23 protein-coding genes are annotated in these 24,224 nt (G+C 71.5%); 12 read left to right on the top strand and 11 right to left on the bottom strand.

The genetic code is table 11. The annotated features are described in order from the left end of the window. Positions 1-130: 130 nt before the first annotated feature. Positions 131-1,312 carry a PucR family transcriptional regulator gene (locus tag AC07FT_RS10020; protein WP_471196499.1) on the bottom strand — a complete coding sequence of 394 codons (1,182 nt, stop codon included), beginning with the start codon at positions 1,310-1,312 and terminating at the stop codon, positions 131-133. Between the two features lie 548 nt (positions 1,313-1,860). Here AC07FT_RS10020 and AC07FT_RS10015 point away from each other — a divergent pair. The 4 genes from AC07FT_RS10015 to AC07FT_RS10000 all read left to right on the top strand — a co-directional run bounded on the left by AC07FT_RS10015 (position 1,861) and on the right by AC07FT_RS10000 (position 5,906). Beyond that, positions 1,861-2,586: a hypothetical protein gene (locus AC07FT_RS10015; RefSeq protein WP_479175493.1), complete on the top strand. Its 726-nt coding sequence runs from the start codon at positions 1,861-1,863 to the stop codon at positions 2,584-2,586. After that, the gene (locus tag AC07FT_RS10010; RefSeq protein ID WP_479175492.1) at positions 2,583-4,094 is read left to right on the top strand and encodes an NADH-ubiquinone oxidoreductase-F iron-sulfur binding region domain-containing protein; all 1,512 of its coding nucleotides are present in this window, start codon (positions 2,583-2,585) and stop codon (positions 4,092-4,094) included. Before AC07FT_RS10015 ends, AC07FT_RS10010 begins: the two co-directional genes overlap by 4 nt. A 197-nt stretch (positions 4,095-4,291) precedes the next feature. After that, the gene (locus AC07FT_RS10005; RefSeq protein WP_479175491.1) at positions 4,292-5,284 is read left to right on the top strand and encodes an SCO0930 family lipoprotein; all 993 of its coding nucleotides are present in this window, start codon (positions 4,292-4,294) and stop codon (positions 5,282-5,284) included. 79 nt (positions 5,285-5,363) lie between these two features. Next, positions 5,364-5,906, top strand: coding sequence for a hypothetical protein (locus AC07FT_RS10000; RefSeq protein WP_471196488.1), 543 nt, complete (start codon positions 5,364-5,366; stop codon positions 5,904-5,906). Between the two features lie 38 nt (positions 5,907-5,944). Here AC07FT_RS10000 and AC07FT_RS09995 read toward each other — a convergent pair whose 3' ends face one another. Further along, positions 5,945-6,622, bottom strand: coding sequence for an HAD family hydrolase (locus AC07FT_RS09995; protein ID WP_254741206.1), 678 nt, complete (start codon positions 6,620-6,622; stop codon positions 5,945-5,947). A gap of 322 nt (positions 6,623-6,944) precedes the next feature. Continuing rightward, positions 6,945-7,877 (bottom strand): ScbA/BarX family gamma-butyrolactone biosynthesis protein, encoded by a 933-nt coding sequence (locus AC07FT_RS09990; protein WP_471196485.1) that lies wholly within the window; start codon positions 7,875-7,877, stop codon positions 6,945-6,947. A gap of 90 nt (positions 7,878-7,967) precedes the next feature. Between AC07FT_RS09990 and AC07FT_RS09985 the strand changes: the two genes are divergently transcribed. Then, complete coding sequence (locus AC07FT_RS09985) at positions 7,968-8,660, top strand: ScbR family autoregulator-binding transcription factor (RefSeq protein WP_479175488.1); 693 nt, start codon at positions 7,968-7,970, stop codon at positions 8,658-8,660. A 10-nt stretch (positions 8,661-8,670) separates the two neighbouring features. On the opposite strand, the gene AC07FT_RS09980 is transcribed toward AC07FT_RS09985, so the two are convergent. Then, positions 8,671-9,447, bottom strand: coding sequence for an endonuclease I family protein (locus tag AC07FT_RS09980; protein ID WP_479175686.1), 777 nt, complete (start codon positions 9,445-9,447; stop codon positions 8,671-8,673). A 791-nt stretch (positions 9,448-10,238) separates the two neighbouring features. On the opposite strand from AC07FT_RS09980, the gene AC07FT_RS09975 reads away from it, so the two are divergent. Both AC07FT_RS09975 and AC07FT_RS09970 read left to right on the top strand, forming a co-directional pair. Next, complete coding sequence (locus AC07FT_RS09975; protein ID WP_471196477.1) at positions 10,239-10,658, top strand: DUF1348 family protein; 420 nt, start codon at positions 10,239-10,241, stop codon at positions 10,656-10,658. A gap of 67 nt (positions 10,659-10,725) precedes the next feature. Then, positions 10,726-11,697 (top strand): alpha/beta hydrolase, encoded by a 972-nt coding sequence (locus AC07FT_RS09970; protein ID WP_471196862.1) that lies wholly within the window; start codon positions 10,726-10,728, stop codon positions 11,695-11,697. Between the two features lie 15 nt (positions 11,698-11,712). Here AC07FT_RS09970 and AC07FT_RS09965 read toward each other — a convergent pair whose 3' ends face one another. Next, the gene (locus AC07FT_RS09965; protein ID WP_479175486.1) at positions 11,713-12,300 is read right to left on the bottom strand and encodes an HhH-GPD-type base excision DNA repair protein; all 588 of its coding nucleotides are present in this window, start codon (positions 12,298-12,300) and stop codon (positions 11,713-11,715) included. A 163-nt stretch (positions 12,301-12,463) separates the two neighbouring features. Between AC07FT_RS09965 and AC07FT_RS09960 the strand changes: the two genes are divergently transcribed. Continuing rightward, entirely contained in the window at positions 12,464-13,249 is a 786-nt protein-coding gene (locus AC07FT_RS09960; protein ID WP_479175484.1) for a SigB/SigF/SigG family RNA polymerase sigma factor, read from the top strand. A gap of 33 nt (positions 13,250-13,282) precedes the next feature. Further along, a complete protein-coding gene (locus tag AC07FT_RS09955) occupies positions 13,283-13,951 on the top strand; it encodes a dienelactone hydrolase family protein (RefSeq protein WP_254741219.1) in 669 nt (222 codons plus the stop codon). A 6-nt stretch (positions 13,952-13,957) separates the two neighbouring features. Here the strand turns inward: AC07FT_RS09955 and AC07FT_RS09950 are convergent, their stop codons facing one another. Continuing rightward, positions 13,958-15,025, bottom strand: coding sequence for an ATP-dependent DNA ligase (locus tag AC07FT_RS09950; protein ID WP_479175483.1), 1,068 nt, complete (start codon positions 15,023-15,025; stop codon positions 13,958-13,960). A 78-nt stretch (positions 15,026-15,103) separates the two neighbouring features. Here AC07FT_RS09950 and ligD point away from each other — a divergent pair, with 78 nt between their 5' ends. Together ligD and AC07FT_RS09940 are read left to right on the top strand one after the other, a co-directional pair. Beyond that, positions 15,104-16,114 (top strand): non-homologous end-joining DNA ligase, encoded by a 1,011-nt coding sequence (gene ligD, locus AC07FT_RS09945; RefSeq protein WP_471196467.1) that lies wholly within the window; start codon positions 15,104-15,106, stop codon positions 16,112-16,114. A gap of 58 nt (positions 16,115-16,172) precedes the next feature. Then, positions 16,173-17,174: a GlxA family transcriptional regulator gene (locus AC07FT_RS09940; RefSeq protein WP_479175480.1), complete on the top strand. Its 1,002-nt coding sequence runs from the start codon at positions 16,173-16,175 to the stop codon at positions 17,172-17,174. Between the two features lie 28 nt (positions 17,175-17,202). On the opposite strand, the gene AC07FT_RS09935 is transcribed toward AC07FT_RS09940, so the two are convergent. The 3 genes from AC07FT_RS09935 to AC07FT_RS09925 form a co-directional block, all read right to left on the bottom strand. Beyond that, positions 17,203-19,272, bottom strand: coding sequence for a SpoIIE family protein phosphatase (locus AC07FT_RS09935; RefSeq protein WP_471196462.1), 2,070 nt, complete (start codon positions 19,270-19,272; stop codon positions 17,203-17,205). An 86-nt stretch (positions 19,273-19,358) separates the two neighbouring features. Next, positions 19,359-20,213: a caspase family protein gene (locus AC07FT_RS09930; protein WP_479175478.1), complete on the bottom strand. Its 855-nt coding sequence runs from the start codon at positions 20,211-20,213 to the stop codon at positions 19,359-19,361. 34 nt (positions 20,214-20,247) lie between these two features. Then, positions 20,248-21,891: an amidohydrolase family protein gene (locus tag AC07FT_RS09925; protein ID WP_479175476.1), complete on the bottom strand. Its 1,644-nt coding sequence runs from the start codon at positions 21,889-21,891 to the stop codon at positions 20,248-20,250. Positions 21,892-22,043: 152 nt separating this feature from the next. Here AC07FT_RS09925 and AC07FT_RS09920 point away from each other — a divergent pair, with 152 nt between their 5' ends. Continuing rightward, positions 22,044-22,865, top strand: coding sequence for a uracil-DNA glycosylase family protein (locus tag AC07FT_RS09920; RefSeq protein ID WP_308358457.1), 822 nt, complete (start codon positions 22,044-22,046; stop codon positions 22,863-22,865). Positions 22,866-22,895: 30 nt separating this feature from the next. Here AC07FT_RS09920 and AC07FT_RS09915 read toward each other — a convergent pair whose 3' ends face one another. Together AC07FT_RS09915 and AC07FT_RS09910 are read right to left on the bottom strand one after the other, a co-directional pair. After that, positions 22,896-23,408 (bottom strand): hypothetical protein, encoded by a 513-nt coding sequence (locus AC07FT_RS09915; RefSeq protein ID WP_479175474.1) that lies wholly within the window; start codon positions 23,406-23,408, stop codon positions 22,896-22,898. After that, positions 23,405-23,836, bottom strand: a complete 432-nt coding sequence (locus AC07FT_RS09910) for an ATP-binding protein (protein WP_479175473.1) — start codon at positions 23,834-23,836, stop codon at positions 23,405-23,407. Before AC07FT_RS09910 ends, AC07FT_RS09915 begins: the two co-directional genes overlap by 4 nt. Positions 23,837-24,224 lie beyond the last annotated feature (388 nt).

Raw genomic sequence — 24,224 nt, 5'->3', positions numbered from 1 at the left:
GCGCACCTGGTGTCCGTCACCACACCCTCGCAACGTCCTCGGCCAGGTCCTGGACACACAGAACTGCCGACCGCGTGGCGGCCGGCAGTTCCGGTGTGCGGTGGTCGGCGCGATGCGACGACCACCCGGCTCACAGTCCGTTGACGCGGGCCTCCCGGGCGATCCCGAGCGGCCGGATTCCGGGGGCCGCTCCGGTACGGGTCCTGCGGCCCACCCGTGAGGCGTGCCGGCGGATCCGGTCCATCTGCGCCATCAGCCGCCGTCCACGCAGCGCCATCTCCAGCTCGAAGCGGATCCGCGGATCCCGCAGCCCCGGTCCGAAGAGCTTCTCTATCTGGCGCAGCCGGTACCGCACGGTCTGCGGATGCACCTTGAGCGCCTTCGCCGCCTCCGGTGCGCCACCGCCCTCGAGCCACGCCAGCAGGGTCATCTGCAGCCGTTCGCTCTGCCGGGGGGTCAGCCCGACCAGCGGTTTGAGCCACCGCGAGGCCAGGGCCCGGACCAGCGACTCGTCCTGGAGCAGCAGCAGCATCGACAGGTGGTCGTCGACGAAGAGCACCCGGGCCTCGGGGCCGCTGCGCGCGGGAGCCATCGTCAGCAGCTTCCGCGCCCAGCGCACCGAGGACGCCGCGTCGTTGAGCGGCACCACATGCCCGACCGCGGCGGTGCGGCCGCGCAGCGCGGTCTCCAGCGCGCCACGGGTGCCGCAGTCCACCGGCGGCTCCCGGTCCGGGTCCCGCTCGCCGTCCACGGTCCGGTCGACGACGGTGTCCGGCGGGGGCTCGCTGTCCGCGTCGGGGTCCGGGATCAGCAGGCACAGTTCGTCCCCGACCGCGCCGATCAGGGTGTCTCCCAGCACGGCGGCCAGTTGCGGCGCCTCGCCCGGGGTGGGCAGGGCGATGGCCTGGACGGTTTCGGGGAGGGGCCACCGGGCGGCCCGCGAAAGCTCCGCCAGGGTCCGCTCGGGGACCGGTACTTCACTGGTCAGAGCCTCGAACAGCTCACGGCGGGCCCGCTCGGGGGGAACCTCCGCCAGCCGTTCGTCACCGGAGCGGGCCGGTGGGGAGGCGACCGGTTCACCGGCGCCTTCCTCACCGGGCTTCCGGTAGCCCAGTGCCGTCAGCAGAGCCTGCTCGACTCCGGTTCGGACCTTCTCTCGCTCAGAGTCCTCCAGGAGTTCGGAGAATCCCGGGAGTCTGTGCCGAAGGGTCTCAACCACCTCATCGGCCAGGGACGGGAGTTCATTGCGCAGAACGCGGGTCCACTCGCCACGGGGGCGGGACCACATGCGGTTCACGAGTTCGCCCATCATTACCTCGTTCTTGCCGGGGGGAGGGCCTGGCCGTTGGGGGGTCGGTCAGGCCCGTGGAGGTGCCTCCGTCTCCGGTTCGTCCGGTCCGGAAAGGGAGTCGAGGGTCCTCCGCTACGTCATAGAGGACCCCCGCCCCCACCGGTCCCGGCATTTTGCCGTTTCTTTGCCACGGGGATGGCACCGGATCGGTGGGAGACGGTGTGGGCACGGTTTCTCCACAAGAAGTTGTCACGTTACGACAAATCTTATGGAGATCACGTGTAGTTCCGAGAAGCTGCTGATCCCAAGACGACTTTGACGTATCTCGTCACCCGCGCGAATCCGCGCGATCGGGAGGCTCCATGTCCATGTCCCAGTTGCCGACTCCCCGCTCCCAGGGGCCGCGCCGAAGGGGACGTCACACCGGATCGGTTCCCGAGGGAACCCTCGGAGCACCCGGCGGCCGACGAGCCGACCGACGGTCCCGGACACGTGCCCGCCCCGGGGGCGGTCAGTCCCGGCACCTTCGTCTCTACGCTATCGGTGCGGCGGTGCTGTTGTCCCTCGTTGTGGCGAACAACGCGGGCGCATTCACCAAGACCTGGGCTTTTCTGGACTTCGGCGCCGGTGTGCTCGCTCTGGTGTCTCTCACTTCGGCGGTACTGTGGGGACTCGCGGCCACCGACCAGCTCTTCCTGCGCACCAACCACCGGCTGATCGCGCAGGGGGTCCACCGGGCCGCCGCCGTCGGCGGGTTGTGCTTCCTCGCGCTGCATGTCTGGGTGAAGGTGGCGGAGAGCCACACGCCCGCCGCATCCATCGTGATACCGTTCGCTGACGCAAATCGGCCTGTGCTCATCGGCCTTGGCACCATCGCCGCGTACCTCTTCACCACCGCGGCGGTGACCGGGGCGGTCCGCAGCGCTTTCGCATCGACCGGCAAATCCCGCTGGCGGTACCGTTGGTGGCGTGCGCTGCACGTGGCCGCGTATCCGGCGTGGTGTGCCGCGCTGATCCACGGCCTCAAGGCTGGCCGTGCCGCCAAGGACTGGGCCACCATCGGGTATGTCATGGCCCTGGCTGGTGTGGCGGTCGCGTTGTGGATCCGGCTCGCTTCCCGGCGGGCCCGGCACGGTGAGAGGACGGACGGCATCGAGGTGCGGAATCCCCCAGCTCGCGGTCGGCAGGACGGCCGGACCGGACGCAGCGGACCGAGTGTGCCCCGTCCGCGCTCCGCGGAGCCCGACCGGCGGAACACTGAGCCGCTCGGCGCATCCCGCGGGTGGGACCGGTGATCACAGCCAAGCCCAGGCTGGCCTGCATCGATCCGCCCCGGCTGCTCGCCGGGCTGGACGAGGCATACCGGCTTGACCGGGTCGGCCACCTGACGGTGCACGGGCAGATGCCCGCCCTGCGCGCCGATGAACTGGTGGCCCTCGCGGAGAACATCGACCTCCGTGGTCGGGGCGGCGCGGGATTCCCGTTCGCCAAGAAACTCACCTCCGTCATCGAGTCGGCGTCGCGCCGGGACGGCCGCTGCGCCGTCGTCGTCAACGGCAGTGAGGGCGAGCCCAGCTGCCTGAAGGACACCGCGCTGCTGCTGCACACTCCGCATCTGGTGATCGACGGCGCCATGCTGGCGGCCGAGGCACTCGGTGCGGAGGACGTGTGCATCGCGGTGCACCGGCCCGATGTGGAGGAATCCCTCGCCGCCGCCATCGCCGAACGCGGCCCGAGCGGACCGCGGCTGCGGGTCTCCCGCACCCCGGACCGCTTCGTCGCGGGTGAGGGCGGTGCCGTCATCAACGGCATCAGCGGCGCCCCGGCCATCCCCAACGGCCGGAAGATCCGCACCAGTGACAGCGGGCTCGGGGGTCTGCCCACCCTGTTGTCCAACACCGAGACCTTCGCCCAGCTCGCCGTGGCGGCGCGGATGGGCGCCCTGCCGTACCGCTCGGTGGGGCTGCCCACCGAACCGGGCACCACACTGCTGACGGTGGCGGGCAAGTTCGTCATGGAGACCCCCACCGGGGTCCCGCTGACCTACATCCTGGAGCTGTGCAACCTCACCCCCGGTCAGGGCGTTCTGGTCGGGGGGTACCACGGCAAGTGGCTGGACCCCAACAGCATCAACGCCACCACCATCTCCCGCGAGTCCATGAAGAAGTACGGCGCCCGGCTGGGCGCCGGAGCGGTGCTGCCGATCCCCGAGGACACCTGCCCGCTGGGTGAGACCGCCCGGGTCACGCGCTGGCTGGCCGCGGAGACCGCGGGCCAGTGCGGGCCCTGCTTCATCGGGCTGCCCGCGCTCGCGGACGCGCTCGGCCAGGTGGAGCGCGGTGGCGGCCAGGCCGCCGTCGACAGCGTCCGCGCGTTCATCAACTCGGTGAAGAAGCGCGGTGCCTGCAGCCATCCGGACGGTACGGCCGGTTTTGTGACCACCGCGCTGGATGCGTTCCCCGAGGAGATCGAGTCCCACGCCCTGGGCATGGGGTGCGGCCGGCCGACCCTCGGTGTGCTGCCGCTGCCCGAGGACTCCCAGCCCCTGGCACTGCCCCCGGGCCCCTCCGCGGCCGAGCCCCGCCGTGAACGGGGGCCGCGGGAGCGGATGGAGCAGCTCATCGTGGACTGGTCGCTGTGCCAGGGCCACGGCCTGTGCGCGGACATCATTCCCGATGTGCTCCAGTTGGGCATCGACGGCTATCCCGCCTCGGCGAAGATGGACGTTCCTCGCCAGCTGCGGGCCCAGGCGGTGCGCGCGGTCCGGCGCTGCCCGGCGCTGGCCCTGCGCATCGAGGAGTAGCCGCCCCCAGTACCCCCGGCGCCATCCCCGACGGCCGTTATTCAACGGCCGTCGACTGCTGTGTGCTCAACGATTCCCGTTTTTTTGCGTCGGATGACAAATTCCGGGCCCGCTGAACGTCGCTCGGCACCGGCTCCGTATGCACATGACGTCGGCGCAAACACCGCCGGACCGAGAGAGATTGCAGAGGAATGGTCATGGAGAAGCGGCGTCAGATCGCATTCGCCGGAGTGTCCGTCGCGATGGTTCTGCTGACAGCGGCGTGCGGCAGCAGCAAGGACAACTCCTCCGGTCAGAGCTCCAATGTCCAGCCCGCCGGCGGTGCCCAGAACGTGGGCGCGGGCGCGACGCCCGGTGCGGCCGGGGCGTCCTCCGGTGCGGCGGGCGGCTACGAGGCGGGCGGCGACACCGGCGCGGCGGCGGGCTCCGGCAGCACCGGCAACTCGGGCTCGGCCAAGGAGGTGACCGCGAAGAAGGACGCCAAGCTGGGCGAGATCGTCACCGACGCGAAGGGCTGGACGCTCTACCGGTTCGACGAGGACACCCCCAAGCCCGCCAAGTCCAACTGCAACGACGCCTGCGCCACCAAGTGGCCCCCGGTGCCCGCCGACGCGGCCGCCGGCACCGGGATCGAAAAGTCCGCACTGGGCTCGGTCACCCGCTCCGACGGCACCAAGCAGCTGACACTCGAGGGGTGGCCGGTCTACCGTTACGCGGGTGACACCAAGGCCGGTGACACCAAGGGCCACGGCGTGGGCGGCACCTGGAACGCGCTGGCACCCGACGGCAAGCCGGCCGGCAAGAAGGCCGCGGGCACCGACGAGAGCCTCCAGCTCATGGTGAACAACAACGCCGAGCTGGGCAAGATCATCGTGGATGGCAAGGGAATGACGGTCTACCGGTTCAACAAGGACAGCGCCTGGCCGATGAAGACCGGCTGCCTCGGCGCCTGCCTGGACACCTGGAAGCCCGTCAAGGCCGTGAACACCTCCAAGGTCGCGGGTCTGGACGCCACGAAGGTCACCTCCTTCACCCGTCCCGACGGCAGCAAGCAGGCCGCCTTCGACTGCTGGCTGCTCTACACCTTCACCGGTGACACCAAGCCCGGCGACATCAACGGCCAGGGCAAGGCGGGCCAGTGGTTCGCGGTCACCGACAAGGGCAAGAAGGCGAGCGCCACGGCGCAGTGAACACGGAACACGGTCACCGCAGGGGGCCCGAGGCCGCAGAGGACCCGGGCCCCCGCCGGACTCCCATCAGGAGGTTGTAGTGTCACCCGCACTCCGAGCCACCGCGCTGTGCGCGGTTCTGCTGTTCGTGGGCGGCTGCGCGGGCAGCAGCACGGAGCACGATGCCGCGAAGCATCCGCGGGAGAAGGCGGCTCCGGCCAAGGAGTTCGGCAAACCCGGCAAACCCGCCCAGCTGACCGGGATCGCCGATGCCATCGGCTGCAAGGCGAACGTCATCACCGAGGCGGAGGAGCTCCGGCAGGGTGCCTGCACCTCCGGTAAGAACCGCTACACGATGGTGACCTTCGCCACCGCCAAGGGTCAGCACGACTGGCTGGCGACCTCCAAGGACTACGGAGGCACCTACCTGGTCGGCACGCGCTGGTCGGTGACCGGCCTGTCCACCGGTGCGCTCAAGCCCCTGCGCGCGAAGATCGGCGGGGCCATCGAGCACGGGATGTCCATGTCCCACGGGGGTTCGGGCTCGCACAAGGGCTCCCCCTCGAAGGGCGGATCCGGATCGCACGGTGGTTCCGGATCGCACGACGGCATGGACGGTATGGAGGGCATGGACGGTATGTGACCCGCGCCGCCGACCAGGTGGCGAAGCGTTTCAGCTGGTCATGCCACCCTCGTCTCGGCCCACCTGACCAGATCGGGGTCGGCGAGGGTGTCCACCCACAGGTCCACCGGGGGGCGTTCGTCCACCGGTTTCCGCGGGCCGACGCCGAGGACCTTCATGCCCGCGCGGGCCGCGGAGAGAAATCCGCAGTGGGAGTCCTCGACCGCGAGCGTGTCACCGGGGGCCGCACCGCACAGCCGGGCGGCCTCGAGATAGACGTCGGGGTACGGTTTGGGCCGCATCTCCCCCTCGGGGACGAGTACATGCCCGAAGTGGCGCAGCAGCCCCGCCTTGGCGAGCCCGTCCTCGACCACGTCCCGCGGGCAGTTGCTCGCGATGGCCAGCGGTGCGAACGCCGCGGCCTTCTCGACCAGTTCCGGTGCGCCCGGCATGGTGACCGGGTCCTCCGCCACCAGGGCGCGGAAGGCGTCGAGCAGCTGCTCGGTCATCTGCTCGGCCAGTTCGGGGTGTCCCGCGAATTCCGCCAGCATTCGGCCGCATTCGCTGAAGTGGAGTCCCTTGGTGCGCCGGGCGAACTCTTCGGTGGGGGCGGCTCCGTGCTCTCTGAGCACGATTTCACGCGCCTCCTCCCAGTGCCGTTCGGAATCCATCAGGGTGCCGTCGCAGTCGAAGACGATGGCGGCTGGGGTCCATGCGAGGAGCTTTTCGGCTGTCATCTGCCTGCCGTTCCATGGGAGGTGGAGGAATCGGCGCAGGGGGTGCCTGTACCTGCGGGGAGCAGCGCAGTGGATTTCCTGGCGGCTCGGTGCGCGAATGCGCCCACCGCTGCTGTCCGATGCGCGAGCGCCTTATGGCGTGCGCGACATGGGAGGCCGTACAGACGGAGAATCCGCCCGCCCGAAACATAACGATCACTACGTTAATTGGATGACCCGGAGTAAGCAAGACATCACGGAACGTCGGCGGTTTGTTCACCGTCGCGCGCGTTCGCCACTCAATGCGTTCGTCGTACGGACGGTTTGACGGTCAGACGTACGGTCACTGGTACTGGAGCACTCCGACCGCCGTACAGATCGCCGCCTGGCGCAGCCGGAAGACGCAGGTCCTGCCGTGGGAGGTGCACTCCACCACGGCGGGCGGATACGACTCGGTGAAGCGGATCGCCTTCAACCGGCAGGCGACGGGCCGGATCAGCGTTCCCTCGGTGGCCAGAGCCGCGGCCTGCCGGGCGCTCTCCAGCAGCACCAGGCCCGGGACATGGTCGCTCCAGTGGTCGAAGAAGAACGGGTGGCGGGTGTCGGCCGGGTCCAGGTACACCACTCCCCCGTCCCTGACCACCAGGACGTCGCGGGCGGCGGGAACGCCCAGTTGACCTGGAGAGGGACGGACCGCGGCGCGCAGTCGGCGCCGTGCGGTCTGGCCCGAGGCGGCCGAGCGGGTCTCGGCGTAGGAGGTGCCGTCGAGGAAGCGCGCGGTGCCCCCGGCCCAGGCGAACCTTCTGCCGCCGGCCGAGAGCGCGATATCGAGCCGCATCCCGGAGACGAACCGCCCGCAGGGCGTGGTGTGGAGGTCCGTCACGGCGGCGTGGCAGGTGATGTCGGTGGCGCCGTGCGGCGCGCGCGGCTCGGCCTCGGGGTCGAGGCGGTAGAAGAGGTCGCGGATGAGGAAGTGCGCGCCCGCGGGCACCGCGTAGTACCGGGTGGGGATGTAGATCCCCAGCTCCCGAAGGGTTTCCGCGATCATCAGCGGATGGTGCCGGCCGTCCCCGCCGTGCGGGAAGGTCGGATGGGAGCGGGGCCACTGGGCGGCGGCCTCGAAACGGTCGTCACCGAGCGTGCGCACGTCGGTGAGCAGCACCTCGGCCACCGAGACCCGGTGCACGGCCTCGCGTTCCACGGTGCGGGACCAACTGAGCGGCCGCCCGGTGGGACCGGACGGCTCCGAAAGGCCATGAGCCTCACGAACGATCACTATAAAATACTAATAATGTTTGACCTGACTCGCCTCATCTCCATGGCGGGGTGAAATTCCGCTAAGTTCGCTCCGTACCCGAAGCGGCTGATGAAGGACGGCGAACACGTGCAAGAGCGGGCCGAACAGACGCGCCGATCCCTTCTGGAGGCGGCCGCATCCCTTTTCGACGAACGGGGATACGCCGGGACGAGTATCAGCGACATCACCCACCGGTCCGGGCACACCAGCGGCGCCATGTATTTCCACTACACGAGCAAGGAACGGCTCGCGCTGGCCGTGGTGGAGGAGCATTTCGCGACCTGGCCGCCGCTGATCGAGCAGCACACCGCCATCGCCACCTCCGCGCTGGAGCAACTCGTCCGGCTCAGCTTCGCGGTGGCCCGTGCCTTCCGCGATGACATCGTGGTGCGGGCGGGGGCCCGGCTGTGGACGGAGCGCACGCTGATCGAGGCACCCCTTCCGCCGCCCTTCGTGGGCTGGATCGACGCGGTGGGGAAGATGCTGGAGCACGCCCACACCGAGGGCGAGCTGGCCGCCCATGTCGAGCCGCAGGCCGCGGCCAGGACCGTGGTGTGCGCCTTCTTCGGTCTGCACACCGTCTCGGAGGCGCTGGACGGTCGACGGCTGGTCGAGGACCATCTGACCGATCTGTGGACGCTGCTGCTGCCCTCGCTCCAGGCCCGCCCCGGGTCCGCCGCCGAACTGCTGGCGGCGGCCCGGAGCACGGACCCGGTACCGCTGCGCGCCGACGGCGGGGCCGTCGGCGCGGACGAGGCGTGAGCGGTGGGGCCTACTTCCAGATCTCGCCGACCCACTCCGGGTGGTCGATGAACGGGTTGCGGTTGTGCTGGACGGTGTCGAAGATGACGTCGTTGCGGTGCTTCTCGAAGGTGTCCGGCGGGTCCTCGTCGTTCCACTTCTTCAGCACCGACAGCCGCCCGAGGTTGGGCTGGGAGCCGTTGTCCGTCTTGTCGTTGACCTCCAGGTCGGGGAAGTCGTCGTCGCCCTGGTAGCGGACGGACATGTAGAGGACCATCCGGGCCACATCGCCCTTGACCTGGTCCCGCGGTTCGAAGGAGTCGTCGTCGGTGCGGTTGCCGGGGGCTCCCTCGACCTCGGAACCGCCGGCGTCGAAGTCCTTGTTCCCCCGGATGCTGTTGACCGTGACATTGGCCGGACGCAGGTGGTGGACATCGGTCCCGGGACCGGTGGCGGTGCCGAAGTCGCCGTGCGACTTGGCCCAGACGTGCTCACGGTTCCACTGGTCGGGTCCGGAACCGTTCGCGTCCTTGCTCTGTGAAGTCCCCGTGTAGAGCAGGATCACATTCGCGGAGTTGTCCGGGTCCTCGTCGGTCTTCTTGAGGGCGTCCCAGACCTCGTCGTACGACAGCTTGGTGACGTCGGTGCTGATGATCGTATGCAGCGCGTCCCTCAAGGGGTCGCCGGTCTTGCCGATGGCGTCCTTGTAGTAGGTGTCGTCGTACGACGTGGAAGTGGCCGTGACCTCGGCGGTTGCCGGGGTCTGTACCGTGACGGCGATGGTGGTGACGCCGGCCAGCAGGGCCAGTGCTTTCCATCGGTGGGGGGTGACGTGCACGGGTGGTCTCCTTTCCCCTCTTTGCGACCGTTGTTCGATCCCCGAAAGCGTGTCAGACACGCGATCGTCCGATGGTGAACAACGTGCAGAGGTTCTGTGTCAGGGCCATGACGAGATGGGAGTGGTCAACGGGGCGATTCGGGCCAACGACCGGAATCGGCCGGGTCCGTCGTACGGGTGAATTTCCGCCGCGAACGGCGTGGGGTCATGCGTGGACGACGGGGGACGGGGCACTCGCCCCGCAGATGACGTGGCCACCGTCGACGACCCTGGGAGGACACCGTGGCACGGCAGAACGACCCGATTCCCCCGCACCCGGCACTGCGTGACCCCGGGCCGGCATCGCCCACCCCGTCACCGGGCCCGGGCGGCCCGGAGCCGGGTCCCGCACCGGGGCCGGTACCCGGCCCGCCACCGGGACCACCGCCGGACCCGGTGCCCACTCCCCCGCCCAGCCCGCCGCCGAGCCCCACTCCGGGACCGCCGCCGGGACCGTCCCCGGACCCGGTGCCCAACCCTCCGGGCCCCGACCCGGTCCCGGATCCGTCACCGGCCCCGGGGCCGCTCACCGAGAACCCGTAGTCCCCACACCGTCCACCGTGCCCCGCCGCGCCCTCGTCGCACGGCGGGGCACGGTGCGTCCACGAGCATCCGCTTGCGCGAGAACGAACGTTCTCCTACCGTGGTGACTCCAGGAGAGAACGATGATTCTCTCTCCTTGGCGCGGCTGTTCGCCGTGCCCGTCCCGAGGAGACGCCGCCATGACCGGTCAGAAGCCCCCGCTGCCGCCCTTCACCGAGGAGACCGCCCGCCTGAAGGTGCGGCTCGCCGAGGACGCCTGGAACACCAGGGACCCCGCCCGGGTCGCCCTCGCGTACACCGAGGACTCCGAGTGGCGTAACCGCGATGTGTTCCTGCGCGGCCGGGGTGAGATCGTCGAATTCCTGACCGCCAAGTGGGAGCGCGAACTCGGCTACCGGCTGCGCAAGGAACTGTGGGCCTGGACCGGCGACCGGATAGCCGTCCGCTTCGAGTACGAGTACCACGACACCGAGGGCCGGTGGTTCCGCGCCTACGGCAACGAGAACTGGGAGTTCGACGGATACGGCCTGATGCGCAAGCGCTACGCCAGCATCAACGACCTGCCCATCACCGCCGGGGAGCGCCGCGTCGCGGTGTGACGGTGGCGGTGGCCGGGCGGACGGCGGCGCTGCCACCGCACGTCGAGGAGAGGCGATGGAGAAGCAGATGTCCCGTGACACCGCCCGGGCCCGCCCGGTACTGGAGCCCGCCGCCGCCGAGTTGGCCGAGGCCAGCGCCAAGCCGCCGTTCCTGTACCAGATGTCGCCCGCCGAGGGCCGCAGGGCGGTGGACGAGGCACAGTCCGGCCAGGTGGACAAACCCGAGGTGGACGAGGAGTGGATCAGCGTCACGGGAATCCCGGAGGGTGGTGTCAAAGCCCGGATCCTGCGTCCGCCGGGGGTGGGCGGCACCCTGCCGGTGATCCTCTACATCCACGGCGCGGGCTGGGTGTTCGGCAACGCGCACACCCATGACCGGCTGGTCCGGGAGCTGGCCGTCCGGGTCGGCGCCGCGGTGGTCTTCCCCGAGTACGACCTCTCGCCCGAGGTCCACTACCCGGTGGCGCTGGAGCAGAACTACGCCGTCGGGCAGTGGATCGTGGCCCACGGCGAGGGCGCGGGGCTCGACCCCGCGCGGATCGCGGTGGTCGGGGACTCGGTCGGCGGCAATATGTCCGCGGCACTCACCCTGATGGCCAAGGAGCGCGGCGATCTCTCCCTGGTCCACCAGGTGCTGTTCTACCCCGTCACCGACGCCGCCTTCGACACCGGCTCCTACGACCAGTTCGCCGAGGGCTACTACCTCACCCGTGAGGGGATGCGCTGGTTCTGGGACCAGTACACGACCGATCCGGCCCAGCGCGCCGAGATCACCGCCTCCCCGCTGCGTGCCGAACCCGCCCAGCTCGCCGGACTGCCCCCGGCCCTGGTGATCACCGGCGAGGCGGATGTGCTGCGGGACGAGGGCGAGGCGTACGCGGCCAAGCTGCGCACCGCCGGAGTGCCGGTCGCCGCCGCGCGGATGCAGGGCATCATCCATGACTTCCTGATGCTCGACGCGCTCCGCGACACCCGGGCCGCGCGCGCCGCCCTGGACCTGGCCGTGGACACCCTGCGCGGCGCGCTGCACACCGCGTGAACCGCCGCCGGGGACTCACTTCCCGGCGGCGCGCTTCGCCTGCCGCTTGAGCTCCTGCTTGTGGGCGCGGACCTTGTCCAGCGAATCGGGGCCGGTGATGTCGGCGACCGAACGGTGCGCGTCCTCCTCGCCATAGGCACCGGCGGCCTCCCGCCAGCCCTCGGGGCACACCCCCAGCCGCTTGCCGAGGAGCGCCACGAAGATCTGGGCCTTCTGCTTGCCGTACCCGGGCAGCTCCTGCAGCCGCCGGAGCAGTTCGGCACCGCTGTCCACATCGCGCCACACCGCCTCGGCGTCCCCGTCGTACGTCTCCACGAGGTACTGGCACAGCTGCTGGATCCGCTTGGCCATCGACCCGGGGTAGCGGTGCACCGCGGGCTTCTGCGACAGCAGCTCCACGAACCGCTCGGGGTCCTGGGCGGCGATCTCCCGGGCGTCCAGATCGTCGGAACCCATGCGCTGGGCGATGGTGTGCGGACCGGAGAACGCCCACTCCATGGGGACCTGCTGATCGAGCAGCATCCCGGTCATCAGGGCCAGCGGGCTGCGCCCGAGCAGGGCGTCGGCCGCGGGCTGCTGGGCGAGGCGAAGGGTGGCGTCCATCCCGGCTGTGTACCCGGCACCGGGTACCCGAATCCCGGACCAGCCCGCATTCCCCCCGAAAAGCGCATGAACACATACCAATATGGCCGAATTGCGAGCGGTTAAGGATCATGCGACGGTGGGGGGAAACCGCCGTGACATCGGACCACGGAGGCGAGTGACCATGTCAGCAACCGCGACTCGCCGACGGCGCCATGACGACACTCCCGACACCGGCGGTGCCTTCCAGCGTCTGTCCCGACTGCCCTCCGGGCCCGAGCGCGACGCCCTGCGCGAGGCCATCATCTGCGCCTGGCTGCCGGTCGCGAAACGGCTGGCGCTGCGCTTCCGCAACAAGGGCGAGAACATGGAGGACCTCACCCAGGTCGCCTCGCTGGCCCTGGTGAAGGCGGTCGACCGCTATGACCCGGACCTCGGCCACGCGTTCCCCTCCTATGCCATCCCGGTCATCACCGGTGAGCTCAAACGGCACTTCCGCGACTACCTGTGGACGCTGCACATCCCGCGCAACATCCAGGAGGTGCGCTCACGCACCCGCTCCGCCCGGGACGCGCTGGAACAGGAGCTCGGCGGCCGCACCCCCACCATCACCGAGATCTGTCTGCGCACCGGGATGCCTCAGGAGGATGTGAAGGCCGGGCTGGAGGCCAGCGCCTCGTGCACCCCGCTCTCGCTCAACGCCGCGGTCCAGGGCGCCGAGGAGCGGCTGCTCGCCGAGACGGTGGGCGCGGACGACGCGGCGATCGAACGGGTCGTCAACCGGGAGGCGCTGCGGGTACTGATCTCGCACCTCTCGGAACAGGACCGCTATGTGCTGTACCTGCGCTTCTTCGCCGGGCTCTCACAGAGCCAGATCGGCGAGATCCTCGGCTTCTCACAGATGCACATATCCCGCAGGCTCTCCCGCCTCTACAGCGAGCTGCGCCAGGGACTCATGGCCTGCGCCTGACGCCTGACACCCGACCCCCGGCAGGAGGTGCCGATGCGCTCCGAGACCGCCCGAATCGCCGTGGACGACGCCATGCTGGTGGGAGATCTCGTGGTACCCGAACACCCCGTCGGCGTGGTGGCCTTCGCGCACGGCAGCGGCAGCTCCCGGCACAGTCCGCGCAATCGCGCGGTGGCCGAGGTGCTCCAGCGGGCGGACCTCGCCACCCTGCTGTTCGACCTGCTCACCGAGGCCGAGGAGCGGGTGGACGCGATCACCGCCGAGCACCGCTTCGACATTCCGCTGCTGGGGCGGCGGCTGGTGGGCGCGGTGGACTGGCTCGCCGGACATCCGGCCACCACCGGGCTGCCGGTCGGCCTGTTCGGCGCCAGCACCGGCGCCGCGGCGGCGCTGACGGCCGCGGCGGAGCGGCCGGACCGGGTGCGGGCCGTGGTCTCGCGCGGCGGGCGGCCGGATCTCGCGGGCGGGGTGCTGAACCGGGTGGGCGCGCCGGTGCTGCTGGTGGTGGGCGGTGACGACCATGAGGTGCTGGCGCTGAACGAACAGGCCGCCGCCATGCTCGCCGCCCCGCACGAGGTCCATGTGGTGCCCGGTGCCACCCATCTGTTCGAGGAACCGGGAACCCTGGAGCAGGCGGCCGAGGCGGCGCGCGACTGGTTCGCGCGGATGAGCCGCCGTCCGGCCCGCGGCGCCCGCCGCTGAGTGTTCCTAGCCGCCGGTGCCCAGCACCTGCCCCAGGTCGTAGGAGACCGGCTCCTCCAACTGGGCGTAGGTGCAGCTGTCGGGGTCGCGGTCGGGGCGCCAGCGGCGGAACCGCGCGGTGTGCCGGAAGCGGTCGCCCTGCATATGGTCATAGGCCACCTCGCAGACCCGCTCGGGGCGCAGCGGCACCCAGGACAGGTCCTTGACCCCGGTCCAGCGGCTGGGCGCGCCGGGCATCCGGGACCGGGCGTGCGCCTCCTCCCGGGCCCAGTCCGCCCAGGGGTGACCCTCGACGGTGGGCATGACCAGCGGCTCCAGTTCGGTCATCAGCTCCTGGCGGCGGCGCATGGGGAAGGCGGCGCACACCCCGACGTGCTGGAGACGGCCGGTGGGGTCGTGCAGTCCCAGCAGCAGCGAGCCCACGACCGGGCCGGACTTGTGGTGGCGCAGTCCGGCGACGACGCAGTCGGCGGTGCGCTCGTGTTTGACCTTGACCATGACGCGTTCGCCCGGCCGGTAGCCGAGGTCGAAGGGTTTGGCGACGACTCCGTCCAGCCCCGCGCCCTCGTACCGCTCGAACCACTCCCGGGCCACCTGCTGGTCGTCGGTCCAGGGCGCGGTGAAGACCGGATCGGTGGCTCCGCGCAGTGCCTCGGTCAGGGCGTCCCGGCGCTCCCTCAGCGGGGCGTCCATCAGGGAGGTGTCGCCGAGGGCGAGGAGGTCGAAGGCGACGAAGCCCGCGGGGGTGGCCCCGGCCAGCATCCGGACCCGGGAGTCGGCGGGGTGGATGCGCTCCAGCAGGGCGTCGAAGTCCAGGCGTCCGCCGCGCACGATGACGATCTCACCGTCCAGTACGCAGCGCGGCGGCAGCTGGGCGAGCAGGGCCTCGGCCAGTTCGGGGAAGTAGCGGGTCAGCGGTTTGCCGGTGCGGCTGCCGACCTCCAGCTCGTCGCCGTCACGGAAGACGATGGCCCGGAAACCGTCCCACTTGGCCTCGTAGCGCATACCGGCGGGGATGGCGGCCGCGGACTTGGCCAGCATCGGGGCGACGGGGGGCATCACCGGAAGGTCCATGGTGTCCGATTGTGCGTCGGCCACGGGCCGCGCGCCCGCCGGGAGGTGACCTTGGGCGGCCGGGCCTAGCGTGACCCTATGGGAGAGACGGTGGAGCTCACGGTCGGTGAGCGTACGGTGCGGCTGTCCAACCCCGGGAAGGTGTACTTCCCCCAGCGCGGGTACACCAAGCTGGACCTCGCCCGGTACTACCTGGCGGTCGGTGACGGGGTGCTGCGGGCGCTGCGGGACCGGCCGACGACGATGGAGCGCTACCCGGACGGCGTAGACGGGGAGTCGTTCTTCCAGAAGCGGGCGCCGAAGAACCACCCCGACTGGATCCCCACCGGCCGGATCTCCTTCCCCAGCGGGCGCTACGCGGACGAGATCTGCCCGACCGAGGTGGCGGCGGTGGTGTGGGCGGCCAATCTCGGCTGTCTGACGTTCCATCCGTGGCCCGTGCGGCGCGAGGACACCGATCACCCCGACGAACTGCGGATCGACCTCGATCCGCAGCCGGGCACCGACTACCGGGACGCGGTGCGCGCGGCGGAACAGCTGCGCGAGGTGCTGGACGGACTGGGGCTGCGCGGCTGGCCCAAGACCTCGGGCGGGCGCGGGCTGCACGTGTTCGTCCCGATCGAACCGCGGTGGACCTTCACCCAGGTGCGCCGGTCCGCGATCGCCGTGGCGCGGGAGCTGGAGCGGCGGGCGCCGGACCGGATCACCACCGCGTGGTGGAAGGAGGAGCGCGGCGCGAAGATCTTCGTCGATTACAACCAGACCGCCCGGGACCGCACCATCGCCAGCGCCTATTCCGTCCGCCCCCGCCCCGACGCCCCGGTCTCCGCGCCGCTGCGCTGGGACGAGGTGGCCGACGCGCGGCCGCAGGACTTCGACCTGGTGACCATGCCGGTGCGCTACCGCGAACTGGGCGATGTGCACGCCGATATGGACGAGCACGCCTTCCGGCTGGAGAGCGCGCTGGAACTCGCCGACCGGGACGAACGGGAACACGGACTGGGCGATCTGCCCTATCCCCCGGAGCACCCCAAGATGAAGGGCGAGCCCAAGCGGGTGCAGCCGAGCCGGGCGAGGAGCGAGGACTGAACCTCCGGTGGACCACCGGCGTTCCGGCCGGATCCGGCCGCCGTGAAAAAATCGGGCCATGGCAGCCTCGCCGTCCTTCGTCCACACCGGCCGTCACCGGGTCGCGGTGCTGGTCCGGCATGGACTGCTGCCGTTCGAGCTGGGCATGGCGCACCGGCTGTTCGGCCGGGCGGTGTCGGCCGCGGGCGAGCCGCTGTACGAGGTGGTGACCTGCGCCCTGGTGCCCGGCGAGGTCCGTACGGACTCCGACGTCACCGTGAACGTCCGCCACGGGCCCGAGGCGCTGGCCGAAGCCGACACGGTGCTCGTCCCGGCCGCCAACGAGGAGGATCCGCCGCAGACCGAGGGGTCTCTCGGCGCCGGACTCGGCGCCGCCTTCGCACGGATCCGCCCCGGCACCCGGATCGCCTCGATCTGCACCGGTGCCTTCGTCCTGGCCGCCGCCGGGTTGCTCGACGGCCGCCGGGCGACCACCCACTGGCAGTCCGCCGACCACTTCCGCAGGCTGTTCCCCGCCGTCGACCTGGACCCCGATGTCCTCTACGCCGACGAGGGCACGGTGCTCACCTCCGCCGGGGACGCCTCGGGGATCGATCTGATCCTCCATATGATCCGGCGCGACCACGGTTCGGCGGTGGCGGGCGAGGTCGCCCGTGGCTCGGTGGTGGCCCCGCACCGGGAGGGCGGACAGGCCCAGTTCATCCGGCGCCCGGTCCCCGAGCGGCGCGGCTCGTCCACCGGCACGGCCCGTGCCTGGGCGCTGACCCGGCTGGACCGGCCGGTCAGCTTGCGGGAGATGGCCGAGCGGGAGTCGATGAGCGTACGGACCTTCACCCGGCGGTTCCGCGAGGAGGTCGGGATGACACCGGTGCAGTGGCTGACCCGGGCCCGGCTGGAGCGTGCCAGGGAACTGCTGGAGGAGACCGATCTGCCGGTGGACCGGATCGCGGCGGACGCGGGGTTCGGCACCGCCGCGTCACTGCGCCAGCATCTGCACGCCGCACTCGGTGTCTCCCCCCGCGCCTACCGGTCCGCCTTCCGCGGCACCCCGGCCCGCTGACCGCCGCCGGACTCCGGACCGCGCCGGACTACGACGGCGCGCGCAGCCGGGCGAGCAGCAGTGCCACATCGTCGTCGGGCGCGCCGTGCAGTGCGGCGAGCACCTGGTCGCAGATCCGCTCCAGGGAGCCGTGGTGCCGACGCAACAGCTGGACCAGGGTGTGCAGTCCGACGTCCAGCGACTGGTGCCGCTTCTCCACCAGACCGTCGGTGAACAGGGCCAGCAGCGCGCCCTCGGCCAGCACGCAGTCGACCGCGGCGAAGGGGACGCCGCCGACGCCCAGGGGCGCCCCGGTGGGGATGTCGATCAGCTCGGCGTCTCCGCCGGGGTGCACCAGCACCGGGGGCAGATGGCCCGCGGTGGACAGTTCGCACCGGCCGGTGCGCGGATCGCAGACCGCGTAGAGACAGGTGGCGATGGACTCGCCGAGGCTGAGGGTGATCTCGTCGAGGTGGCGCAGCAGTTCCACGGGCTCCAGGTCGAGCTGGGAGAAGGCCCGGGTGGCGGTGCGGAGCTGGCCCATGATGGCCGCGGCGTGGATGCCCTTGCCCATGACGTCCCCGACCACCAGTCCGACCCGGCCGTCCTGGAGGGGCAGCACATCGAACCAGTCACCGCCGGCCGCGCTGACCGCGGGCAGATAGCGTGAGGCGATCTCCAGCCCGTCCAGGTCGCGTGGCTGCTGGGAGAGCAGACTGCGCTGGAGAGTGAGGGCGGCGTCGCGTTCCCGCCCGTAGAGCCGGGCGTTGTCGATGCACAGCGCGGCGCGGATGGCCAGTTCGCAGGCGAGGGTGAGGTCCTGTTCGTCGAACGGCCGGGGGTTGACGGTGCGGTGCAGGCTGAGCGTGCCCAGCACACTGCCCCGGGCGATCAGCGGCGCCGCGAGGTAGGAGTGCACACCTTCCCGGTGGAGGACCGCGGCGGCGGCCTCGTCCCGTGCGATACGGCGGACGTCCTGCTCGGTGACGTGCGGAACGAAGATCGGCTGGGCGTCACGCACACATTTGGTGATCAGCCGGGTGGGGTCGTAGCGGGCGATCTCGCCGACCGGGTCGGCCGCGTGCACCGCCTCGGTGGGATAGCCCGCGGCCACGGCCAGGGCCCGGAAGCGGGCCGAGCCGTCGGTGCGCACCCGGGCCATGGCCTCGCGGTGCACCACGGCGTCCAGTACATCGACGGCCGCGAGGTCGGCGAGCCGGGGCACGGTCACATCGGCCAGCTCCTGGGCGGTCTGCCGCAGGTCCAGGGTGGTGCCGATGCGGACCCCGGCGTCGGCGATGACGGCCAGCCGCTCCCGTGCCTCGGCGATCTCACTGGCCGCCCGGTGGCGTCTGGAGACGTCGATGACCGACACCGCGACGCCCAGGATGCGGCCGCTGGGGTCCTCCAGCCGGTAGTAGGAGTCCGACCAGGCGTGGTCGTGGTCGGGGTCGGCGGGGGTGCGGCCGACGCTCTGCTGGTCCAGCAGCGGTTCGCCGGACTCCAGGACGTGCCGCATCGCGCTCTCCATGGCCTCCGCGTCCAGCCCCGGAAGCACCTCGGCGATCCGGCGGCCGCGCACCTCGTCCTCGGTCAGCCCGTTCATCTGCTGGAGCGAGGGATTGGCGCGCACCCACCGCAGCTGGGTGTCGAAGACCGCCATGCCGACGGGCGACTGGGTGATGAGGAATCCGGAGACGGCCAGATCGGTCTCCAGCCGGAGGACGGTCCCCTCGTCGGCGGCGAGCCCGAGGGCGTAGGCGTCGCCGTCCACGTCCCGCAGGCCCATGGTGCGGAATTCGACCTGGAGGGTACGCCCGTCCTGGTGCCGCACCGGGAAGACGCCCGCCCAGGTGTCGCCCGCCCGTACCCGTGCGAAGAGCTCCACGGCCGACCGGCGGTCGTCGGGGTGGACCAGCAGCCGGTCCGCCCGGCAGCCCAGCGCCTCGGCGGCCCGATATCCGAACAGTTGTTCCGCCTCGGGGCTCCACAGCACGATGCGGCCGTCGCCGTCCAGCACCACGGCGGCGACCTGCAACAGGTCGAGCACCCCTCCCGGGGCGGCGGTCAGGCCGCTCATGCCCGCCTCGCCGCCCTGGTCAAGACGGTCATGCGTCATACCGGCACCTCACCGGCTCGTGTGCGCTTCTTCTGTCATACCTCGCCGGGCGGCCCCGCGCACACCAGTGGGATACGCCCGCGCCATCAGATGGTGAACGGACGCTGCCGGGCGAAGGCCGGGTTCGGCGCCCCGGCCAGGAACAGATGGGGGGTCTGGTCGGGGGGCATCCGCTTCACGATCTCCCGGTGCAGCCCCCGGTAGCTGCCCGGGAAGGCGCCACCGCGCCAGACCTCCAGCAGAGTGCCGGTGAACAGCCCGTTGACGATGCCGTCCGCCGAGGTCTGGTTGTCCTGGCAGCCGGAGATCTCCAGCACGCTGGCCTCGATCTTGGCGAGGTCCCTGGCGGTACGGGCCTTCTGGATCCGGTCGTACATCTCGCGGTCGCGCCGGTAGACGGTGGACTGCACCGTCTGGGGCATCGCCCTGATCCTGCGGCCGATCTCGTCGGGGTCGTCGGTGTGGAAGCGGCGGTCCAGTTCGCGGGCGCTCAGGAGCTCCGGCAGCCGGCGGGCCACGGTTCCGCTGTGGCAGCTGTCGGAGAGCATCCAGATCCGCACCCCCTTGGCGAACTTGCCGAACAGCTCGAAGAGTTCGTCGTCCACCAGCTGGCGGTCGTAGAGCACCCAGGTCTCGTCCAGCCGGTCGCCGGTCTCGTCGTGGTTGAGGTCGGGCACCTGGCCGCCGTGGCCCGAGTAGGTGAGGAAGAGGACGTCACCGTCGGCCAGCCGCCCGGCAGCCGCCTCGAGCGCGAAGACGACCGCTTCGGAGGTGGCCTCGGAGGTGATCAGCGGATCGGTGACATCGAACCCCGCGCTGTCGGCGAGCGAGGCCATGTCCGTGGCGTCCTGCTCACAGGCGTTCAGCTCACCGCTCCAGCCGTCGTAGGCCGCGGGGTCGACCCGGTTGAGTCCGATGTGGAGGGAGAGGCCGATTGCCATGGGGAACTCCTGGTCAGAGGTGTCGGGAGGGCGGTCAGGTCAGCAGGTCGGAGAGTTCGGCGGCGTAGTCCGGGGGCAGATTGGGCTCGGCGGCCAGGCTCGCCAGGAACCCGGGGTCGCCGCCGGCGGTCAGACCGTCCAGCGCCAGGGCGGTGAGCGCGGCCTGACCGGCGTCCGGCGGGGCGATCTCGGGTCCGCTGGGACCGGGCCGGACCTGCCGGGCGGCTCCGCGCGGTGCCAGCCGGGGGCGCAGCTCGGTGCCGTTCGGCTCGATCTCGTCCAGGGCCAGCCGCCAGCGCGGGCCCTCGTCCGCCGGGGGCGGGGCCCGTCGCGCGGCCCGTTCGGCGAGGCCGGGCAGATCGGCGAGGGCCCGGCTGAGCCGCTCGGCGGCCTCGGTGAGGGTGAGACCGCCGACCACCGGATCGGCGGAGGTCTGCCGGAGCCGGACGCTGCGCCGGGCGGGTGCCCCGTCGGTGAGCGGCTCCAGCTCAGCGGGGTCGGGAGTGAGCTTGCGCATCAGGGCGGTGGTGCCGTAGCGCGGGACGCCGTCGATGGCGACGAGGACGATGTCCCGGTCACGGGCGTCGATCAGCGCGGTGTACGGGTCGCCGTCCGCCCCCGCGACGGCGATCAGATCGGCGCGCATCCCGGGCCGCAGCGAGCCCAGGGTGTGCTCCCAGCGCAGGATGGCGGCCGCGTCACGGGTGGCCATGGCGACCAGGTCGCGGTCGCCGAACACGCCGTCCGCGGCGGTGGAGGCCAGCCGGGCCGCCTTGAGCTCGCCCAGCAGCCCCTTGCTCCCGGAGACCGACCAGTCCGAGCCGAGCCCGATGAGCATGCCGGTGCGCCGGGCGGCGGCGATGTCCGCGGTGCGGCCGTAGAGCAGCAGGTTGGACAGGGGCGACCAGACCATGGAGCCGCCGTGCCCGGCGAACACCGTGAAGTCCTCGGCGCTGAGCCCGGTGCAGTGGATGCCGACGAGGTTGTCGGTGATCGCCCACCGGCCCCGCTCGAACTCCAGCGCCTGGAAGTGGCCGCGCGCCTCCTCGTCGGTGCCCTCGGCCAGGTGCAGCAGCAGCCGGTGGGGCTGCTGGAGCCGGGTGAGGAACCGGCGGGCGTCGGCCGCCTCGACATCGGCGATCCGGGAGGCGGCCTCGGGCAGCGCGGGGTCATCGGTGGCCTCGACGTTGCGGACGATGCCGCGGTACATCCGGCGGGAGCCGGTGTTGCTGAACAGCGCGATGCCCTGACTGGTGGTGGTGCCGTTGACCAGGGCCTTGGCCTCGACGTAGCGCACCACCGCGGGCATCAGCCCGGGGTCCTCGCCGAGCACCGTCATCGGTCCGGTGACCAGGGTGCGGTAGGCCGGGTTGACCCGGCCGCCCCAGTCGGAGCGGTTGCCGTAGCGCCGCGGGATCCGCCACAGCGGGAGCACGTCGTAGGGCAGGTGGTTGTGCAGCTCGATCAGACCCGGGTAGACCGTGCCGCCGGTGCGGACGACCGGGGTGTCCTCATGGCCCGGGGGCCGGGGCGCGCCCGCGGGCAGCACCGCGTCGATGAGGCCCCGGCCGATGTAGAGCACACCGTCGTCGAGCACGGTGTCCTGCGGGTCCATCGTGACGATCCGGCCCCGCAGTGCGAAGCGCGGCTCCTCCTCGGAATCCACCGGAGGTGGCATGGCTGGTCCCTTCACCTCGCTGCCGGACCGGCGGCCGTCCACGGGCGACCGCCGCCCCACTAAGCGATGATGATGTGACTTATCCAGCTATGCCCTGTTCTCCGGCCCATCCGGTGGAGAGACCGGAAGCCCCCACGGAGGAGGAGTCCGCGGTGCACGACTTCGACACCGGGTACGCCCACGAGCCCTACGCCACCCTGGTCCGCTCCCACCCCGGCCCCGAGGTCTACCCACCGGCGGACTTCCGCGTGGAGTGGGGCCCGGTCTTCCACCGGGGACGGCTCGACGGCAGCGCCCGGGTCCTGGTCATCGGACAGGACCCGGCGGCCCACGAAGCGGTCACCCGGCGGATCCTGGTGGGCACCGCGGGCCGCCGCGTCCAGGGGTTCCTGGCCAAACTGGGCATCGACACCGGCTACGTCATGGTCAACACGTTCCTGTACAGCGTCTACGGACAGGGCGGCGGCACCGCCCATGCCCATGACCCGGCCATCGCCGACTACCGTCACGCCTGGCTGGACGCGCTGATGGAGCACAACCCGGTGGAGGCGGTCATCGCCTTCGGCGGACTGGCCGACACCGCCTTCCGCACCTGGCACGCGACCCCGACGGGCCGCCGCTACAAGGGCGCCTACCAGCACGTACTGCACCCCACCTACCCCGAGAGCGCGTCGTCCTCCGGGAGCACCCCGCTGGCCACGGCGATGGCGAAGCTGCTCGCCGACTGGAACACCGCCCTGGAGGCGCTGCACGGCGCGATCGTCCGCCCCGACCACGCACGCCCGCTGGCCCCGTACGGCGGCTCCGGTTTCGCCCCGGGCGATCTCGCGGCCATCCCGGAGGCCGATCTGCCCGCGGGGCTGCCCGCGTGGATGCGCTCCGCGGAGCCGTGGGCCCGGCGGGAGGGCGCCACCGCCGAGGAGAAGCGGGCCACGCTCGTGGTGCAGATCCCGGAGGGGCTGCGCCCGTTCTGAGCCCGCCCCCCGGCGCTCCCCCGCGAACGCTCAGCGGAACAGGGCGCCCGCGAGGCGGTCGGTGGGCCGGTCGGCGGCCTCTTCCAGCGCGGCGCGCAGGGTGTGGCTGTCGGTCAGTCCGCCACCGGGGCGGATCAGCCACACATGGCCCTGCCGTACGCAGCCGGGCCGGGGGCAGCGCAGGGTCCGGCCCGGTCCGGCCGCGGCCACCGAACGACGCCGGGCGTACGGCGTCCCGGTCAGCCACGCCTTCCACTCGGCCGCGGAGCCGGGCGGTACGAGGAACGAGAGCACATGGCTGGCGGTGGCCAGCATCACCGGACCGGTGGCCGCGTCCCGCCGCTGGAGGGCCTGGACCACCGACGTGCCGATGTCATCCGCCATTCTGACCAGGTCGAAGAGCGGGCCCACCGGAAGGTCTGCGAGACCGCTGCCGCTGGCCCACTGGAGCCGCACCCGGCCGGGGTCCTCACTGGCGGACAGCAGCCAGTCGGCCGCGTCGCCCTCGGCGGCCGGCCTCGTCCGGTGCTCCCCCGCCCTCATGACAGGCTCCCCACGTGCTCGAGCGGCAGGGTGAACCACACCTTCTTGCCCACGCTCCCGGGATCGGGGGGCTCGGTGCCCCAGTCGCTGGCCAGACCGTCCACGATGGACAGCCCCCGGCCGGACTCGGCGGTCGGCGGCGCCTCACGGAACCGGGGGACGACGGGCGAGCCGTCGGCCACCTCGACCCTCAGCTCATGACCGCGGTTCTCCAGGGTGACGGTGATGGTGACGGTGTCGGCGGGACCGGCGCTGCCGTGCTCCACGGCGTTGGCGAACAGTTCGTTGGTCGCGAGGACGGCGCAGTCCAGCAGCGCGTCGAGCCGCCATTCGCGCAGATGACCGGTGACCATACGGCGTACCGCCGAGGCGCGGTCGGCCAGCGCGGGGAACTCGGCGCGGAAGAGACGGCAGGTGTCCACGGACATCATCGGGCTCCCCCCTCGCGGGCCGGGGAGGCCGCGCGGGCCGGACGCGGTGCCCGGTGCGGCGCGGGGGCGGTTCGCGGACGGCGCGAGCGCGGTGGTCGTGGACGGGAACACGGTCGGTTCACCTCCCTCATCGGCCGCCGCCGGCCGCCGCTGCGGCCCTGGGAAGGATCGGCTCACGGTGTCGGTCCTCACGGTCCTCTTCGGTCTGTCGGCTCTGATGGCATACGTGCACGGGGCGTGGTTGACGCCCAGGGGAGCGGGTAAGCGCATTCTGGCGACCGACCACGCCGCATCCGTGCTGGTGAAGGGTGGGGGGCGCGCCCAGCCCGAGCCGCCTGGACCGGCTGCCATGGACGGAGCGGGCCCGGTCGCGGTGAGTGCCGGA

The organism is Streptomyces sp. NPDC045899 (genome assembly GCF_056431485.1).
Note: the sequence above shows the minus strand (reverse complement) of the source record. Positions and strands in the feature narration are given on the sequence as shown.